Annotated in this window: 12 protein-coding genes; 8 read left to right on the top strand and 4 right to left on the bottom strand. The window is 41.4% G+C overall.

Features of this window, described 5'->3' with window-relative positions; translation table 11 throughout:
* The first annotated feature begins 79 nt into the window (after window positions 1-79).
* The 4 genes from NSTC731_RS02080 (at window position 80) to NSTC731_RS02095 (ending at window position 4,598) form a co-directional block, all read left to right on the top strand.
* Window positions 80-901, top strand: coding sequence for an NADPH-dependent oxidoreductase (locus NSTC731_RS02080; protein WP_445629405.1), 822 nt, complete (start codon window positions 80-82; stop codon window positions 899-901).
* A gap of 18 nt (window positions 902-919) precedes the next feature.
* A complete protein-coding gene (locus NSTC731_RS02085; RefSeq protein WP_445629406.1) occupies window positions 920-1,708 on the top strand; it encodes an SDR family oxidoreductase in 789 nt (262 codons plus the stop codon).
* A 339-nt stretch (window positions 1,709-2,047) separates the two neighbouring features.
* The gene (locus NSTC731_RS02090) at window positions 2,048-3,394 is read left to right on the top strand and encodes an NAD(P)/FAD-dependent oxidoreductase (RefSeq protein ID WP_445629407.1); all 1,347 of its coding nucleotides are present in this window, start codon (window positions 2,048-2,050) and stop codon (window positions 3,392-3,394) included.
* 326 nt (window positions 3,395-3,720) lie between these two features.
* A protein-coding gene (locus tag NSTC731_RS02095; protein WP_445626187.1) for an IS630 family transposase occupies window positions 3,721-4,598 on the top strand; the annotation gives its coding sequence in 2 pieces (ribosomal slippage) (window positions 3,721-4,050 and window positions 4,053-4,598; 876 coding nt in all).
* 48 nt (window positions 4,599-4,646) lie between these two features.
* Here NSTC731_RS02095 and NSTC731_RS02100 read toward each other — a convergent pair.
* A complete protein-coding gene (locus NSTC731_RS02100) occupies window positions 4,647-7,133 on the bottom strand; it encodes a single-stranded-DNA-specific exonuclease RecJ (RefSeq protein ID WP_445629408.1) in 2,487 nt (828 codons plus the stop codon).
* 630 nt (window positions 7,134-7,763) lie between these two features.
* On the opposite strand from NSTC731_RS02100, the gene NSTC731_RS02105 reads away from it, so the two are divergent.
* Window positions 7,764-8,204 carry a thermonuclease family protein gene (locus NSTC731_RS02105; protein WP_445629409.1) on the top strand — a complete coding sequence of 147 codons (441 nt, stop codon included), beginning with the start codon at window positions 7,764-7,766 and terminating at the stop codon, window positions 8,202-8,204.
* A gap of 167 nt (window positions 8,205-8,371) precedes the next feature.
* Here the strand turns inward: NSTC731_RS02105 and NSTC731_RS02110 are convergent, their stop codons facing one another.
* On the bottom strand, window positions 8,372-9,412 hold the full coding sequence (locus NSTC731_RS02110) for a threonine aldolase family protein (RefSeq protein ID WP_445629410.1): 1,041 nt from the start codon (window positions 9,410-9,412) through the stop codon (window positions 8,372-8,374).
* A 918-nt stretch (window positions 9,413-10,330) separates the two neighbouring features.
* Between NSTC731_RS02110 and NSTC731_RS02115 the strand changes: the two genes are divergently transcribed.
* Both NSTC731_RS02115 and NSTC731_RS02120 read left to right on the top strand, forming a co-directional pair.
* Window positions 10,331-11,113 (top strand): ABC transporter ATP-binding protein, encoded by a 783-nt coding sequence (locus NSTC731_RS02115; protein ID WP_445629411.1) that lies wholly within the window; start codon window positions 10,331-10,333, stop codon window positions 11,111-11,113.
* A gap of 115 nt (window positions 11,114-11,228) precedes the next feature.
* Window positions 11,229-12,740, top strand: a complete 1,512-nt coding sequence (locus NSTC731_RS02120; RefSeq protein ID WP_445629412.1) for an MlaD family protein — start codon at window positions 11,229-11,231, stop codon at window positions 12,738-12,740.
* Window positions 12,741-13,145: 405 nt separating this feature from the next.
* On the opposite strand, the gene NSTC731_RS02125 is transcribed toward NSTC731_RS02120, so the two are convergent.
* Window positions 13,146-14,108 (bottom strand): hypothetical protein, encoded by a 963-nt coding sequence (locus NSTC731_RS02125; protein WP_445629413.1) that lies wholly within the window; start codon window positions 14,106-14,108, stop codon window positions 13,146-13,148.
* A 719-nt stretch (window positions 14,109-14,827) separates the two neighbouring features.
* Here NSTC731_RS02125 and ypfJ point away from each other — a divergent pair.
* Complete coding sequence (ypfJ, locus tag NSTC731_RS02130) at window positions 14,828-15,685, top strand: KPN_02809 family neutral zinc metallopeptidase (protein ID WP_445629414.1); 858 nt, start codon at window positions 14,828-14,830, stop codon at window positions 15,683-15,685.
* 235 nt (window positions 15,686-15,920) lie between these two features.
* Here ypfJ and NSTC731_RS02135 read toward each other — a convergent pair whose 3' ends face one another.
* Window positions 15,921-16,217, bottom strand: a complete 297-nt coding sequence (locus NSTC731_RS02135; protein WP_445629415.1) for a DUF3288 family protein — start codon at window positions 16,215-16,217, stop codon at window positions 15,921-15,923.
* Window positions 16,218-16,406: the final 189 nt, after the last annotated feature.

Here is a 16,406-nt window from a genome sequence, read left to right on the forward strand (position 1 = left end):
AGGGGCATAGAAATGTATGCACCTACAGATGAAATTGATATTAGTAGCAAATTTGAAAATGTAAATCTTGGAATTGATTATGACTAATCCTACAGAACTACTGCGATCGCGCTACGGTGAAATTCCCTTCAATCCCGAAATTGCATGGAATGATTCGCTAACAGCACTACTATCTCACCGTTCAATTCGGTCTTATCTAGCCGATCCTTTACCACCGGGAACTCTGGAATTGCTAATTGCAGCCGCCCAATCTGCATCTACTTCCTCGAATTTGCAAACTTGGAGTGTGGTAGCAGTCGAAGATCGACAGCGCAAAGAGGAGTTATCCAAGCTAGCGGGAAACCAAGCACATATTAAGCAGGTTCCTTTATTCTTGGTTTGGTTAGCAGATTTGGCGCGTCTAAGTCACGTTGCTGATAGTCGCGGCATATCTCATGATGCGCTGGAATATTTGGAAATGTTTGTGATGGCAACAATTGATGCAACGTTGGCGGCGCAAAATGCCGCAGTTGCAGCTGAGTCACTCGGTTTAGGAACAGTATATATTGGCGGAATTCGCAACCGCCCGCAAGAGGTAGCACAGATATTGAATTTGCCCTCCTCTGTGTATGCTGTATTTGGGCTGTGTGTGGGCTATCCGAATCCTGAAGTAGAAGCGGCGATTAAGCCAAGGTTGCCCCAGTCAGCTGTGCTGCATCGTGAAACCTATAAATTGGCAGAACAAGAAGAAGCGATCGCTCACTACAACGACATCATCAAAGAATTCTATACTGAACAAAAGATGAATGTTCCTGGCGATTGGTCAGAACACTCAGCCCAACGCATCGCCACTGTAGAATCATTGAGAGGACGCGATCGCTTGCGTGAAGCTCTCAATAACCTTGGCTTTCAATTGTTGTAAACAAGAATAATCAAGATTATGGATTTGCAACTCCGTGGCAAAGTCGCCTTAGTGACAGCTGCTAGTAAAGGTTTGGGCAAAGCTACAGCGAGGCAATTTGCCCGTGAGGGTGCAAAAGTTGCCATCTGCGCCCGCAGTGAGTTAATTGACAAAACTGCTGCGGAGATTGCAAGCGAAACAGGTACAGAAGTGCTACCTCTGCGTGCCGACGTTACCATTCAAGAAGATATTGAACGGATAATTAATGCCACAGTGGAAAAATTCGGCGGGTTGGATATCCTCGTTACCAACGCCGGAGGCCCACCTGCTGGCACTTTTGATGATATTGATTTGGCAACTTGGGAAACTTCGCTCGACTTGACTTTGCTGAGTGCGGTACGTCTGGTAAAGTATGCTTTACCTCACTTACGCCAATCTAGCGCACCAGCAATTCTGACCATCACCTCAACCTCAACTAAACAACCAGTCCAAAATCTGGTTTTATCTAATTCCATTCGATTAGCAGTGATTGGTTTAACGAAAACTCTCAGCCAAGAACTGGGTAGCGATAAAATTCGCGTCAACAGTATTCTTCCAGGCTGGACATATACAGAACGGGTAGAAGAATTAATCGATGCCCGCATCACTAAAAGTGGTGAAACGAAAGAAGCAGAAATTGCTAGAATCAATGAGACAGTCCCTTTGGGTCGTATGGGGACACCTGAAGAGTTTGCCAATGTTGCGGTATTTCTGAGTTCACCAGCAGCCTCATTTGTGAACGGAGTCATGCTGCAAGTAGATGGCGGAATTATTCAAAGCACATTTTGAGCGGCTCGATCCATCGAACAGAATTCAGGAGTCAGGAGTCAGGAGTCAGAATTCAAAATGAATTCTCTACGACTGGCGGCTAGCGAGTCATCGTACCCTTACGCAGTTTTCTCCTGCCCCCGTTCGACTACGCTCACGGCAAGCCTTCCTCTGCCCGGTTGTTGAGTTTCGACTACGCTCAACTGCCGCGTAGTCGAAACACTACCTTCCTCGAAAAACTAACTTTGACTACTTTCATCATTTCTTCAATTGTTCTAAATAGACAGCAACCACTCTCATAATGCTGTTACATCTTTGTTAAGAATAGTTACAACTTCTTAACACAAGGAAATATTGATTATGGAAGTCTCACTTGAAAAGAATGCACCACATCGGGTTGTGATCGTTGGTGGCGGCTTTGGTGGACTGTATACAGCAAAAGCTTTGAAGAAAGCAAATGTAGATGTTACTCTCATTGATAAACGTAACTTTCATCTATTTCAGCCGCTTTTATATCAAGTTGCCACAGGTACGCTATCACCTGCTGATATTTCTGCACCATTACGATCTGTATTCAGCAAAAACAAGAATACAAAAGTGTTGTTGGGAGAGGTAAATGATATCGATCCAAAAGCGCAACAAGTTATTTTGGGTGATGAAGTAGTACCTTATGACACTTTGATTGTCGCCACAGGTGTTAACCATTCCTATTTTGGTAAAGATAATTGGAAAGAATTTGCTCCTGGCTTGAAAACTGTTGAAGATGCCATAGAAATGCGCCGCCAGATATTTTCGGCATTTGAAGCAGCAGAAAAACAAACCGATCCAGAAAAACGCCGTGCTTTGTTGACTTTTGTGATTGTCGGCGGTGGGCCTACCGGTGTAGAATTATCCGGCGCGATCGCAGAATTAGCATACCAAACTCTCACAGAAGATTTCCGCAGCATCAACACCTCAGAAGCGAGAATTTTACTATTGCAAGGTGGCGATCGCATCCTCCCACACATTTCACCAGAATTATCGAAAGTAGCAGCAGAATCTTTGCAAAAGTTGGGTGTGGCTGTCTATACCAACACCAGAGTGACAAATATTCAAGGTAACATCGTTACTTTCAGACAAGGCGATGAATTGACAGAAATTACCTCAAAAACTATCTTGTGGGCAGCAGGTGTTCAAGGTTCGCCTATGGGGAAAGCCCTAGCAAAAAGTACAGGTGTAGAGTGCGATCGCGACGGACGTGTGATTGTAGAACCAGACTTGTCTATCAAGGGTTATAACAACATTTTTGTGGTGGGAGATTTAGGCAACTTTTCCCATCAAAATGGTAAACCCTTACCTGGTGTTGCACCTGTAGCTAAACAACAAGGAGAGTATGTAGCTAAACTCATTAAACGTAGGTTGCAAGGTGAGACTTTGCCACAATTTCGTTACAATGACGTAGGTACTTTAGCGATGATTGGGCAAAATTTAGCTGTTGTAGATTTAGGCTTAGTCAAACTCAAAGGTTTTATTGCTTGGCTCTTTTGGCTAGTAGTTCACATCTACTTCTTAATTGAGTTTGACACTAAAGTAGTAGTAGCAATTCAGTGGGGATGGAATTATATCACTCGTAATCGTCGCTCTAGATTGATTACTGGTCGAGATGGTTTTGTAGAAGGAAAAACTCTTAACAAGAGGGTGCAACAGCCTTCTGGGACACTTCTGTAATATCATGTTCAGTAAAGACTTATTATTAAGACAGTAACGGTGCAGAGGAGAGGAGCTTTTGGGCTTTCTGCATAGATTCGGTGATTACAGCAGTTTTCATTATTTAGACCACAATTATGAGACCTAACCCCCAGCCCCTTCCCTACAAGGGAAGGGGAGAAAATCAAAACCTCTCTCCTCATAGGAGAGAGGTTTAGAGAGAGGTCTATTTGTGGTTCATTTACCTGAAAATCGCTGTAAAAGTAATTAGCCGGACTTGATATAGCAACGGACAAGACTGTTAGGACGTAAACTGAGAAGGTAAAAGAGAAAATTAAATACAGTCGATGCCAAAACCCTACAGTTATGATTTAAGACAAAAAGTAATCAATGCGATCGTATTAGATGGCATGACCAAAACTGAGGCGGCGCAAGTATTCCAAATCAGTCGCAACACCATAAATCTATGGCTACAAAGGCAGGCGGAAACTGGAGACTACCAGCCTAAGCCGACTCGTCCCCAGAAAACAAACGCCAAAATTATAGATTGGGAGGAGTTTAGTCAGTTTGCTCAAATGCACGGGGACAAGACACAAGTGCAAATGGCACAGCTATGGTCAGGTCAGATCAGTCCGAGGACGATTTCACGAGGGTTGAAAAAAATAGGTTGGTCTCGAAAAAAAAGTCTTATGGATACCGAGAACGAGATCAGGCTAAACGTGCCATTTTTATCCAGCAATTAGATTTAATTCCAGAGTCACAACGAGTGTATATAGATGAATCAGGAATGGATGCACGGGATGATTACGGTTATGGCTGGTGTCAACGAGGTCAAAGGTTTGAAGCACTCAAGTCAGGACGCAGAACGGGTCGGGTCAATATGATTGCTGCCTACTGCCAACAACAGTTGATGGCACCATTTACTGTGGAAGGAGCTTGTAATCGAATAGTTTTTGAAACTTGGGTTTCCACTTGCTTAATTCCTGTACTCCAACCAGGACAAGTGATTATTCTTGATAATGCCACCTTTCATCATGGCGGACGTATTGCCCAATTGATTGAGCAGGCAGGTTGTCAGTTATTATATTTGCCGCCTTATTCTCCAGACCTCAACCGCATTGAAAAGTGTTGGGCTTGGCTTAAATGTCGTATTCGCCACATCTTATCCTCTTGTTCTGATTTACGACCAGCTATGGAATCTGTTCTCAAATCTGCTGTGTCCTAACTCTACTGGCAACAGCTATATAACTTCCGGGATCGAATCCGATAGGACTTATTTGTTGTCGTAACTAGCGATCGCCACAATCGTAGATAAAGGAACTTCCGCAAAATACTGTTGCTGAAATTGTTCTTCTCGGACAGCAGCTAAAAATCGTGCAACTGCTTCGTCAGCTAGGTTTTCGGCACTATCGTTTGGATTCCAACTAATTTGTAAAGAACGGTCTTGTCGTTGAACTGTGAACCCTAAATATTTTAAAGCTTTGATGCCGACAAGTAAGGTTTGATCGCTGATGCCAATTTTCTCTAAAAGTTGTCTGCGGGTAACTACTTGGTTTGTGCGACTGAGATATTTAGCAATTCCGACAAGAGTCAGCCAAATTTGATTGGGTGGTTGATGGTTAGGTTTAGACCAAGCGATCGCTAATTGTTGCTGATTCTCAAGCCCAGACGTAGAGCGGCTGATCGCCAAACATCGCCGCAACCACATACGTAAATCATCCCAATTCGTGGGACAATCTTCAATAATTAGCCCTGTTAGCGGTAGCGGGGCGTTTAGCCCATGTTGAGTTGCTGAGTGTTCCTGATTCCGTAAGTCTAAGATGAGTGGTAAGTGCTGAGTGTTGAGTGCTGAGTTAGCAGAAGAACGCACGGCAATCAATCTGATTTCATAACGTTTTTTGAAGGTGTTGTAGTCTAATTCTGCTATGCAATCACACCTTCCTATAGGCAATTCATCTTTGTAGTGTCCCCACCATAAGCCAGGAAAAGCACTTCTGCTAGAATCATCCCGAATATCAAACTCAGCTTTAATGTACTGTACCTTTTTCCCTTGCCAATCCTGCTGATTGCGATGCCAAGAATTTTCAAACCAGCAGTTTTGAATTAGCAATTTCGGAACAGGATTACCCATTCCACAAGGTTCTAACAGTTTCAGTTCCAAAAATAACTCTTTCCCCAAGTCGGCTACCGTTACCGTCAAGTCTGCTTGTACAGTTGGCGTTAAAGTTGTACTACCTAAAGATTGGCGCAACTGCTGATTAATCGCCGCTGTAAATAAAGGAATGTTCTCCACTAACAAACTCAAACCAGCGGCAAAGGGATGTCCCCCAAAGCGATGTAATAAATGTGCTTGCTCTTTCACCAGCTGGTATAAATCGACAGAATTAACCGAACGAGCGGAACCACGAGCTAATACGAGTGCTGAGTTCTGAGTGCTGAGTTCTGAGTTAGAAGATAAAGAAGTAATTTCTCCCCCTGCTTCCCCTGCTCCCCCTGCTCCCTGCTCCCTGCTCCCTGCTCCCCTGCTCCCCTGCTCCCCTGCTTCCCCTGCTCCTTCCGTACTCAACAAAATTGTCGGGCGTCCTGTTTCTTGTGCTATCTGTCCCGCAACTAAACCCAATACACCCGCAGGCCATTGGGCATCTTCTAAGACAATGACGCTGGTGGTTGATAAATCTAATTGAGTAAGTTTTTGCGCCACTTGTGTTTGCACATCTTTTTGTAAAGATTTGCGGCGGGCGTTGGCGAGTTCTGTAACTTCGGCGAGTTCGTTACAACGTTTGACATCCCGACTAGTTAATAATTCCACGCAAAAACTGGCATCGCCTTGGATGCGACTAACGGCGTTAATTCTTGGCCCCAAACCAAAAGAAATATCTGTGGGGCGATCGCCACTTTTCTGGCACAATTCTAATAATCGCCCCACCCCTGGCCGCCGCCGTGCTACTGCTGGCTGTTTAAAATCTTCTTGTAGTCGTTGAATTCCCATCTGTGCCAAGTAACGGCAATCTCCACTTAACTGCACTAAATCGGCAATTAATCCAACTGCAACTAAATCTAATAAATCTTCTAAGGGATATTTGGCAACATTAGGCAAGCTTTGATATAGCGCTTCTACCAACTTATAAGCTACCGCCACCCCAGAAAGATTAAATAACTGATGTTCTTTTGGAAAATAACGGGGATTGATAATTGCTGCAACAGGTGGGCGTTCGGCTGGTAAAGTGTGATGGTCTGTAACTATTACATCTATACCTAACTGTTTAGCATAGATAATTTCTTCAACATTTGTGCTACCTGTATCGCAAGTAACTATTAATTTGCAACCTTGTTTTGCTAAGTTATCAATTCCTTGATTATTAAGTCCGTGGGATTCTTTCAGACGATTGGGAATGTAGTAAACTAACTGAGTATTTTGAGCAAAAAACTGTCCTAATCCATCCCAAAGTACCGATGTAGCGGTAATCCCATCGGCATCGAAGTCTCCCCAAATGGCGATTTTTTCTTTAGTATTATATGCTTGTTGCAAGCGTGCGATCGCCAAATGCATTTCTTGCCCAAACTCAAAGGGACTTGCTGGTTGATAAACTTTATAGTTGATAAAAGCTGTTAATTGTTGACGATCTTTAATACCCCGTTGCCACAACAACTGCGCTGCATACAGTCCACTTGATGCAGGTGTATACTGTTTCACTGCTTGGATAAACCACTCTGGTGGTTGTTCAGTTGCTGTTATAGTCCACTGCTGTTGTTCTGGCATACAAACAAAGTTAGGATTTAGAAGTTAAAACTCTTAAAATACAATGATAATTTGTAAATCTGTGGAGTTGACTTTTAGAGGATGTCTGAGAAGTATCAAATATTTGTTGATCCCCCCTAACCCCCTTATGCCTTAAAAAAGATGGGGAAGTAAGAGTCTTAAAGTCCCCCTTTTTAAGGGGAGCCACTGCGGTCTTGGGGTCTCTCCAAGTGGAGCATGTGGCGTGGATTTAGGGGTATCTCCAAAGGTTAGTGTATATAAAAAAACTTTTCAGACATCCTTTTAAAAGAGTGAATAAAGCTCCTAGTAATTGCTCAGATAATCTGGTCATCAAACTTAAATTAAAGTACAACAATATCATCGAAACCGTAAAAGACTGAAGTTAAGCAAGCATAATTTTATAGAATTATTTAACTTTACTTACAATGATACAACTTATTTTTATCTATTTAATTGTTGTATGAATTTAAATTTAGTTAAGTAAAATCTCATAATTTTGTTGTATATAAATAGCCGATGTCTCTAGTAGAATATTTAGATAATTTTTATCTGTAAATTGTGAGCTAAATCACACTAGTAACCTAAGCACCGAAATAAAATTCTATTTGTGCATAAAATATTACATATAAAATGATGGAATTACTTCAACTAATGTTGCTGCTAGGTACAGTAGTTGGTGTTACAGATGGGAACACAATTTTGGTTAAAGATAATGCAGGACAAACAACTATAGTCAAGTTAGCGTGTATTAACGCACCAGAAGCAACTGACAAACGCTATGGTTTAGCAGCAGCACAAAAACTAAAAAAGCTACTACCACCTCAAACTCCTGTCGTGATTAGAAGCACAGAACAAATCAAAAGTGGTCATCCAGCGGGTGAAGTGTTTGTAGATAATCGGTCAGTAAATCTCCTTTTGGTAGAATCAGGTAATGCCGTCGTTGACCAAGAATCTTTACAAAATTGCTACGAGAGCAAAACCCAATTTTTAATTGCAGAAGCTAATGCTAAAAATAAGCATTTGGGTTTGTGGCACCAATCAAAATTACAGTTGAAGTTACATACCAAGTAAGTGCTGACATTATCAGTTATAACAACCTGAAGGAATTTTAAAACAATACAGTTGAGAATGAACAACAAAACCCTCATGTAGAGACGCGATTTATCGCGTCTTCAAAGACCAATTATCTACACCAACAACCCTTAACTAAATCGGATTAAATTTTCAGATTGCTGCACTTATTTCATTGTTGCGCTTTTAATATCATCAATCAACTCATCAATCCTTGATTGAGTAGTGTTCCAAGAACACATAAAACGTACTCCTCCCACACCAATAAATGTATAAAACTGCCAGTTCTTGGCTTTTAAGCTGTGAATGACTTCTTCAGGTAATTTCGCAAATACGGCGTTGGCTTCTCTAGGAAACATCAAGTCAACACCTTCTATGTTTAATAGTTGATTTTCTAAGTATTCAGCACATTGATTAGCATGTCTGGCATTTTTTAGCCAAGCACCAGTTTCTAATAAACCCAACCAAGGAGCCGAAATAAACCGCATTTTTGAAGCTAGCTGGCCTGCTTGCTTGCATCGATAATCAAAATCTTCTGCTAGGGCTTTATTGAAGAAAAGAATGGCTTCACCTAATGCCATTCCATTCTTGGTACCACAAAAACACAATACATCCACTCCAGTTTTCCAAGTAATTTCAGCAGGGCTTTTATTCATAGCGGCAACTGCATTTGCAAAACGAGCGCCATCCATGTGAAGTTTTAAGTTATATTTGTTTGCAACTTCTTTAATACTTAAAAGTTCTTCAATAGAATATAAAGTTCCTAATTCAGTTGATTGTGTAATACTAATAACTTTAGGTTTGGGATAATGAATGTCAGTCCGTTTGGTGACAATTGACTCTATAGCCTGTGATGTTAATTTGCCATTCTTACCGTGAGCAAGTAGCAGTTTAGAGCCATTAGATGCAAATTCAGGTGCGCCACATTCATCTGTTTCTATGTGAGATGTTTCATGGCAAATGACGCTGTGATATGACTGGCAAAGAGCAGCTAAAGATAAAGAATTTGCGGCTGTCCCGTTAAAGGTAAAAAATACTTCACAATCAATTTCAAAGAGTTCCCGAAAATAATCTGTTGCTTTTTGAGTCCATTCATCATTTCCATAAGCTGGAACACTACCTTGATTTGCCCTAATCATATATTCTAATGCTTCAGGACAAATACCAGAAGAATTATCACTTGCAAACTGTTCTAATTGGCTACTCATAATTTCTATTTTGATTTTTAACAGTAATTGTTACAATTTTAGTAAATATTTTTTGAATTTGCCAAATCCCTTGGGGAGTAATGCTATTAATCTTTCCAGTTATTTAAGAATTATGCTAATACCAATTCTGCATGAAGATGCACATAATAAAATCCCCCTGTAGTCCCTCTAAGGCATCGGGGAGACGGCGTAGCCGGGGGGTAAATATATGCAGCTTTACAAAGAAACGGTATATAGTAATCCGGTTTGATTTCTGAAAAAAATCCGTACACTTATAATCCTCTTCTTCACTATTGCCTATTGCCTATTGCCTGTTCCCTGCCTCTACGAGTAATTTCAAAAATCAAATACTAGTCCTATAAGTACAATAACTTTGGATAGCAGGAAGCTATTTTTTATAACCATAGTTTATAATTAATGAAAAACAAGGTTTGTGACTGATATAAAAAATAGCGAGTCTGAACCTTTTTGTTTTCAAAACTTAAATTTGATTTTTCTATTTTGTATCAACCTGAATCGTTATAAAGTTAAGTAGGATATTAATAATATATAAATGACTTTGCTGATGTCTACAGAAAACTGAAATTTTATTTTCACATCACTGAGATGTTTAATTACTACGGTGTCTTCGTCAGCTTGGGGTTGAGGATATTTTGAGACGATAAACATCGCCAATAACTAAATATTATGCTAGAAAAATAAAGTTTGCTAATCAGAATGCTAATTATTTACTTATAATACAGTATACAATGTCCTACCAATCACCATCAAATCACTATTGGGCATATTTGTCCTTTGTTAGTTCTCAGTAGTCATTTGTTTATTTTCTACTGACTAATGACCAGCGATTGATGACCAATACTTCTCTACGAGAGGCTCCGCCAACGGCTACGCTCAGTACAAGTGACTAAATAACTAATGACTGAACCATTGATTGAACTGAAAGGTGTTTCTAAGTCCTTTGGTAGCCATAAAGTTCTAGATAATGTAGACTTGACTATTTATCGGGGAGAAGCACTGGGTATTATTGGGCCATCAGGGACTGGGAAATCAACTATCTTACGAGTAATAGCGGGGTTACTTAGTCCTGATGAAGGAGAAATTTATGTGCAAGGAGTGCGGCGAGAGGGTTTGATTGAGGATGGTGGCCAGCAGGTTGGCATTGGTATGGTGTTTCAGCAGGCGGCCCTATTTGATTCGCTGACAGTGGAGGAAAATGTGGGATTTTTACTTTATCAAAATTCAAAGCTGCCGCGATCGCGCATCCGAAATTTGGTAAACGAAAAATTGGAGATGGTAGGTTTGCCAGAAATAGGCGACCTCTACCCAGCCGAACTTTCCGGGGGAATGCGCAAACGGGTAAGTTTTGCCCGTGCGATTATGTCTAACCCTGATAATCCCAATGAAGGGCCAGAAGTTCTACTATACGACGAACCAACTGCCGGACTCGATCCCATTGCCTCGACAGTCATCGAAGATTTAATCCGCCACTTGCAATGCTTACATGGAGTTTGTAGTACTTATGCTGTTGTTACCCACCAAGACAGCACTATCCGCCGTACATCTGATAGACTTATATTTCTCTATGAAGGTAAAGTGCAGTGGCAAGGTACAGTTAGTGAAATATACAACACCGAACATCCCTTGATCAGACAATTTATCAGTGGAAGTGTTCAAGGCCCGATTAAAGTCGCCGGCTAGAAACTTAAAAGTGAGGAGTGAGGAGTGAGGAGTGAGGAGTTAAATTTAACTACTAATTCCTAATTCCTAACTCCTAACTCCTAATTGGTTATTGGTTGTTGGTGGAGGCAAAAAAATGCGAGGTCTTATGACAAGTCGCTTCGCGTCTGGGCGAACATTTAGAGAAGGTTCTGTGGGGTTATTACTCCTGCTAGGACTAGGGGTATTTGGCTTACTCTTTCTGTGGTTAAATAGATTCACTGCTGCTGGCCGTTCATACAAAATTATTGTAGAATTTGCCAACGCTGGCGGAATGCAAAAGGGAGCAGCAGTTCGCTACCGTGGCGTTAAGGTAGGAACTATTTCTCAGGTTCGACCAGGGGCAAATGCTATTGATGTAGTGATTGAAATTGCCCAAACTGACCTAATTATCCCCCGTAATGTAGTGGTGGAAGCTAATCAAAGCGGATTAATTAGCGAAAGTATTATTGACATCACACCAAGAACAAACTTACCTCCTGGGGTTGCACTTGCTAAACCTCTAGATAAAAGTTGTGATAGTACTCTGATAGTCTGTAATGGCTCTCGCTTACAAGGTCAGGTTGGCATCAGTGTTGATGCCTTAATTCGCAGTTCCACTGACCTAGCTGCTGCATACAATAATCCAAAATTTTATAGAAATATCAATAGGGTTCTAGAAACTACCACAGGCGCAGCATCCAGTTTTACTGAGTTAAGTCAGGATTTACAAGGTTTAACCAAAAGCTTACAAGTACAACTTGCTACCTTTTCCGCTACGGCTAATTCAGTACAACGGGCAACAAACCAACTTAATGCATCTGCAAATCAAACAGTAAATAAATTTGGTGCAACTGCAACTCAAGCAAATCGATTGCTGAACAACCTGGATAATTTGGTGACAACAAATCGTTCGACTCTGGTTGGTGCGTTAAACAATATCACCGAAACCAGCAACCAATTGCGTGTTACAGTCAGTAGCTTATCACCATCAATCAATCGATTGACTCAAGGACAATTACTCAACAATTTAGAAGCGCTTTCAGCAAATGCAGCCCAAGCTTCAGCTAATTTACGTGATGCTTCTAAAAGCTTAAACGATCCAAAAAATGCGGTGTTGCTGCAACAAACTTTAGATTCAGCACGAGTAACCTTTGAAAATACCCAAAAAATTACATCTGATTTAGATGAATTGACAGGCGATCCTAATTTCCGTAAAAATCTGCGGCAATTGGTGAATGGTTTAAGTGGTTTAGTATCTTCTACACAACAGATGCAGCAACAAGTGCAAGTTGCCACTACTCTAGATTCGGTAAAAGCTGCTGTCAGCAAACCAAAGAATCTAATTCCTACCCCAGCACCAACCCAACAGGCGATTAATGACAAGTCGCTACCAATCTACAAAAATAATCCCTCAGCGGCTAATTTTGCAAGTACCGACACCGACGTTCAGCCAACTCCTAGTCCGTCTATGCCGAACTCATCCCAAGAAAACCTTTTGAAGCAGCTGCGGGAGTACGGCAAGCAACGGGAGCAACTGGAGACACAGAAAGAGGCAATACAGCTTGACCCTTCGGCTACGCTCACTGCTGACCCTGAGCATAGCAGAAATGTTGAGAATTTTAAGTAAAATATTTTACTATCAGGTGAATGTATTGAAGCCAATCGACACCACTTGCTATAACGTTGAAAGGTGTCGATTATTTTCATAGTAGAGTTTTCAGCTTGCAAAACCTATTGCTTATTGATACAGCAGATTTCAAGGAAAGTGAGATACACAAGCTAAATTTGTTACCCAGATATAAAGCGTATTTTACTCCAATATGCTTGGGTTAAAGGTTATTGGTGTAGATAATTGGTCTTTCAAGACGCGATAAATCGCGTCTCTACATCTGGATGATAAATCGCGTCTCTACATCTGGGTTTTGTTGCTCATTCTGGACTGTATTGTGTTTTACTCCTGAATTCTAAATTCTGAGTTCTGCTTCTTCCAAAACTTAAATAAGTTTGCTTTCTTTCATGACAGCAGCCGCTTCTAAGAGCGAATTAACATTGGGTCATAAACTTGAGACTCTTGAACCCCATAATTGCCCAGAATAGACCTAGCTATATCTTGCTCGCGCTCTGTGCCACTAACGATAAGTATGTAATTGCCTTGTTCTATTTGCTCATTATAAAAGCGTGCCCACTCATCTGCTATTCCTAACCTCATAGCGTCAAAGCGTTCACTTAAATTAATGCCTGTTGGCACAACCAATTGAGAAAAGTCTTTGCAAATTAAGGAAATCTGGTTTACTGAAAAACCTGCGATACACATATCCTTAATTGCTGCTTCAGCATTATCTATGCTATTAAAGCAACTAACACTATACTTAGACATCATCCCACTTTTATTAGGAATTGCAGTAGTAGAAGTCGTTGTGGTCAGAGAATTTGTAGTTTCATATTCACTGTTGAGATGCTCGTAAATACCAAACTCTTCAATACCCCAACGCTGTAGTATTTCTTGTACTTTAGCAATTTCAAAAGATGTACAATCCACGATTATTAAATAGTGTCCCTCTTCTACTCGCTCGTTATATGCTCTAGCTTGCTCTGATGACATTCCCCAACCAACTAATGCACCAGCAAAAGTCCCAGTGGCAGCACCAATACTTGCACCAACAAGGGTTGTAACCAAAGCAGTTGCTGCCGCCCCAGCCAGCATTATTGGGCCAATTCCAGGGATTGCTAAAGTCCCAAGACCCACTAATAAACCAGTTAACCCACCAACAGCACCCCCTGAAAGTCCTCCTACTGTTGCACCTTCGTCAGCTTTATCACCAGTGTCCTCTTTCACTTCATTAGCGGCAATCTCATGATTGCGAGCTGAATTTTGTACAAGTATAGATACTTTCTCCATTGCCAAGCCAGAAGCTCTCAACTCATGTATCGCCCGCTCTGCATCTATCCGATGAGTAAATATGCCTACAGCACGTTGATATTGACTTAAAACCATAATTACTCCTTGGTCGCAGGGGAAAGATTAATCACTGACAAAGTTGATTCTTCAGTAGTTGTTATCTTAAATACGAGTTGGTTTAACTCAAAACTATCCTTAGTAATAAAATATATTCCTCGCTTATGAGGTAGGCAATAACACCCTCAACGGTGCAAGTCAAAAAATGAATACACCAAGATGGAAAACCTCTAACTGATGCGGAATTATTATTAGTGAGTGACACGGCATACGGTTCGGATAAGCATTTTTCACAATCGAGTGTGGTCTGGGGAATGGGTTTGAAGGTATTGGGGAAAAGATGTATTCAAAACCTTTCCCCTTTACCCTTTCACCTTTAACCGAACTGTATTGAGTGACACAGGATAGCCTCAACTACATATGTATGTCCAACGCAGACATAACTAGATTCCCTTGTGTTGATATTTTAAATTCTCACAGCTTGGTCGTGGAATGCAACTTACGTCTTTGAAATTTCGCTTCCATCCTGACTGTGGTGTTCTCTATAAGGAGTCCGGGAATTTTGTATGATTTGATGGGCAACCTATTTAACAAAACCTTCCTAAAGGCTGAGTGTCCTTTATTTAGAGTTTGTCCGTAGGCAGAAGAGATCGATATATACAAAAAGTAATATTTGTTTGTATAGCTAAAAGGCTTGTGTAGATTTCATCCTACCTAATTCAAGCTGTATTTTTTTATGAGTTTGGTAAGCAGTAATTATGCGTTGGCAAATAGGTCGTCGGAGTACAAATGTTGAAGATCGGCGTGGGATGAAGATTTCCGCTCCTGTTGTGGGTGGGGGCGTAGGAGTAGCACTCATATCGCTACTGGTTTTACTATTGGGTGGCGATCCTAGTGCCCTTTGGCAAGAAGATTCCCCACCAAGTGATAGCCCGATCGCTGAGTCACCTCAAACAACAGGATCTCAAACTCAAGATCGAATGGCGGATTTTGTATCTGTTGTACTGGCTGATACAGAAGATACATGGAGTGACTTGTTTCGGCAAGATGGAAAAAGTTATGTAGAACCAAAGTTAGTTCTTTACTCAGGAGCGGTAGAGTCTGCTTGTGGATTTGCACGTTCAGCAGTTGGGCCGTTTTATTGTCCGCGCGATCGAAAAGTGTATATTGACTTGAGTTTTTACCGCGATTTAAAGACTAAATATCAAGCACCTGGAGATTTTGCTCAAGCATACGTGATTGCTCATGAAATTGGGCATCATGTCCAAAATTTACTGGGGATTTCGCAGCAAGTTAGAGGATTGCAGAACCAAGCGAGTCAGACACAAGCAAATCAGCTTTCTGTGCGATTAGAATTACAAGCAGACTGTTTTGCAGGCGTTTGGGCAAATCATGCTCAACGCTCACGGCAAATTCTGGAAACAGGTGATATTGAAGAAGCATTGAATGCAGCTAGCAGTATTGGGGATGACCGCTTGCAAAAACAAGCTAAAGGTTATGCTGTGCCAGAATCTTTTACACATGGTAGTTCCGCCCAAAGGGTTCGTTGGTTTAAACAAGGTATCCAAACGGGCGATCCTCAGAAATGTAATACTTTTGCCAGGACAAATTCTTAGAGACTTCCAATTACAAAAATATTCCATCGCTTTGAAGGCAGGGGAGCAGGGGAGGCAAGGGAGACAAGGGGACAAGGAGCAGGGAGCAGGGAGCAGGGAGCAGGGAGCAGGGAGCAGGGAGCAGGGGGCAGGGGGCAGGGGGAGAATAACTCTAACTCATTACTCATTACTCATTACTCATTACTCATTACTCATTACTCATTACTCAGCACTCCTAACGCCCACTGCCCCATAACTAATTCCAATCCTGTTCCTCTTTCTTGCCACGGCTTTTGTAAATTCCACCCAAATCATGAATTTGACGAGTTTTCTCAAAAAGCTCGGCTTCGGTCAAACCCCACTGTTGCAAGACTTTATCTAGGTCTTTTTGAATGTCTCTCGCCCCTGGAAACCCTTGATAGCGCATTCGCAGCCTAGCCAATTCTGCTAAGTTATAGTCTGTTGCCTGTTGAGCGAGTAAAATATCAATAAGGGGGCGATCGCGGTTATAAAGTGGATGTTGTTGGTCTTTACCGGCTGTTGCTTCAGTCATTGTCAGTCCTGAGTTACAAGTTAGGAGTTAGGAGTTAAGAGTTATAAGTCAAGAGTGATGAGTCTTGGTTTTTAAGTTTAGCCGAGAGCAGAGGAGCAGAAAAGCCAAAAGAAAATAATCTTCTGCACGCAAAAGGGAATTGTAAAATTGATAACTCCTTACTTAATCATCACTCCTAACTCTTAACTC

It is taken from the genome of Nostoc sp. DSM 114167, assembly GCF_052692655.1.

Excerpts from the sequence above, each read along its gene's own strand:
- NSTC731_RS02080 (WP_445629405.1), top strand. The coding sequence starts at position 80 with ATGACTAATCCTACAGAACTACTGCGATCGCGCTACGGTGAAATTCCC.
- NSTC731_RS02085 (WP_445629406.1), top strand. The coding sequence starts at position 920 with ATGGATTTGCAACTCCGTGGCAAAGTCGCCTTAGTGACAGCTGCTAGT.
- NSTC731_RS02090 (WP_445629407.1), top strand. The coding sequence starts at position 2,048 with ATGGAAGTCTCACTTGAAAAGAATGCACCACATCGGGTTGTGATCGTT.
- NSTC731_RS02100 (WP_445629408.1), bottom strand. The coding sequence starts at position 7,133 with ATGCCAGAACAACAGCAGTGGACTATAACAGCAACTGAACAACCACCA.
- NSTC731_RS02105 (WP_445629409.1), top strand. The coding sequence starts at position 7,764 with ATGATGGAATTACTTCAACTAATGTTGCTGCTAGGTACAGTAGTTGGT.
- NSTC731_RS02110 (WP_445629410.1), bottom strand. The coding sequence starts at position 9,412 with ATGAGTAGCCAATTAGAACAGTTTGCAAGTGATAATTCTTCTGGTATT.
- NSTC731_RS02115 (WP_445629411.1), top strand. The coding sequence starts at position 10,331 with ATGACTGAACCATTGATTGAACTGAAAGGTGTTTCTAAGTCCTTTGGT.
- NSTC731_RS02120 (WP_445629412.1), top strand. The coding sequence starts at position 11,229 with ATGCGAGGTCTTATGACAAGTCGCTTCGCGTCTGGGCGAACATTTAGA.
- NSTC731_RS02125 (WP_445629413.1), bottom strand. The coding sequence starts at position 14,108 with ATGGTTTTAAGTCAATATCAACGTGCTGTAGGCATATTTACTCATCGG.
- ypfJ (WP_445629414.1), top strand. The coding sequence starts at position 14,828 with ATGCGTTGGCAAATAGGTCGTCGGAGTACAAATGTTGAAGATCGGCGT.
- NSTC731_RS02135 (WP_445629415.1), bottom strand. The coding sequence starts at position 16,217 with ATGACTGAAGCAACAGCCGGTAAAGACCAACAACATCCACTTTATAAC.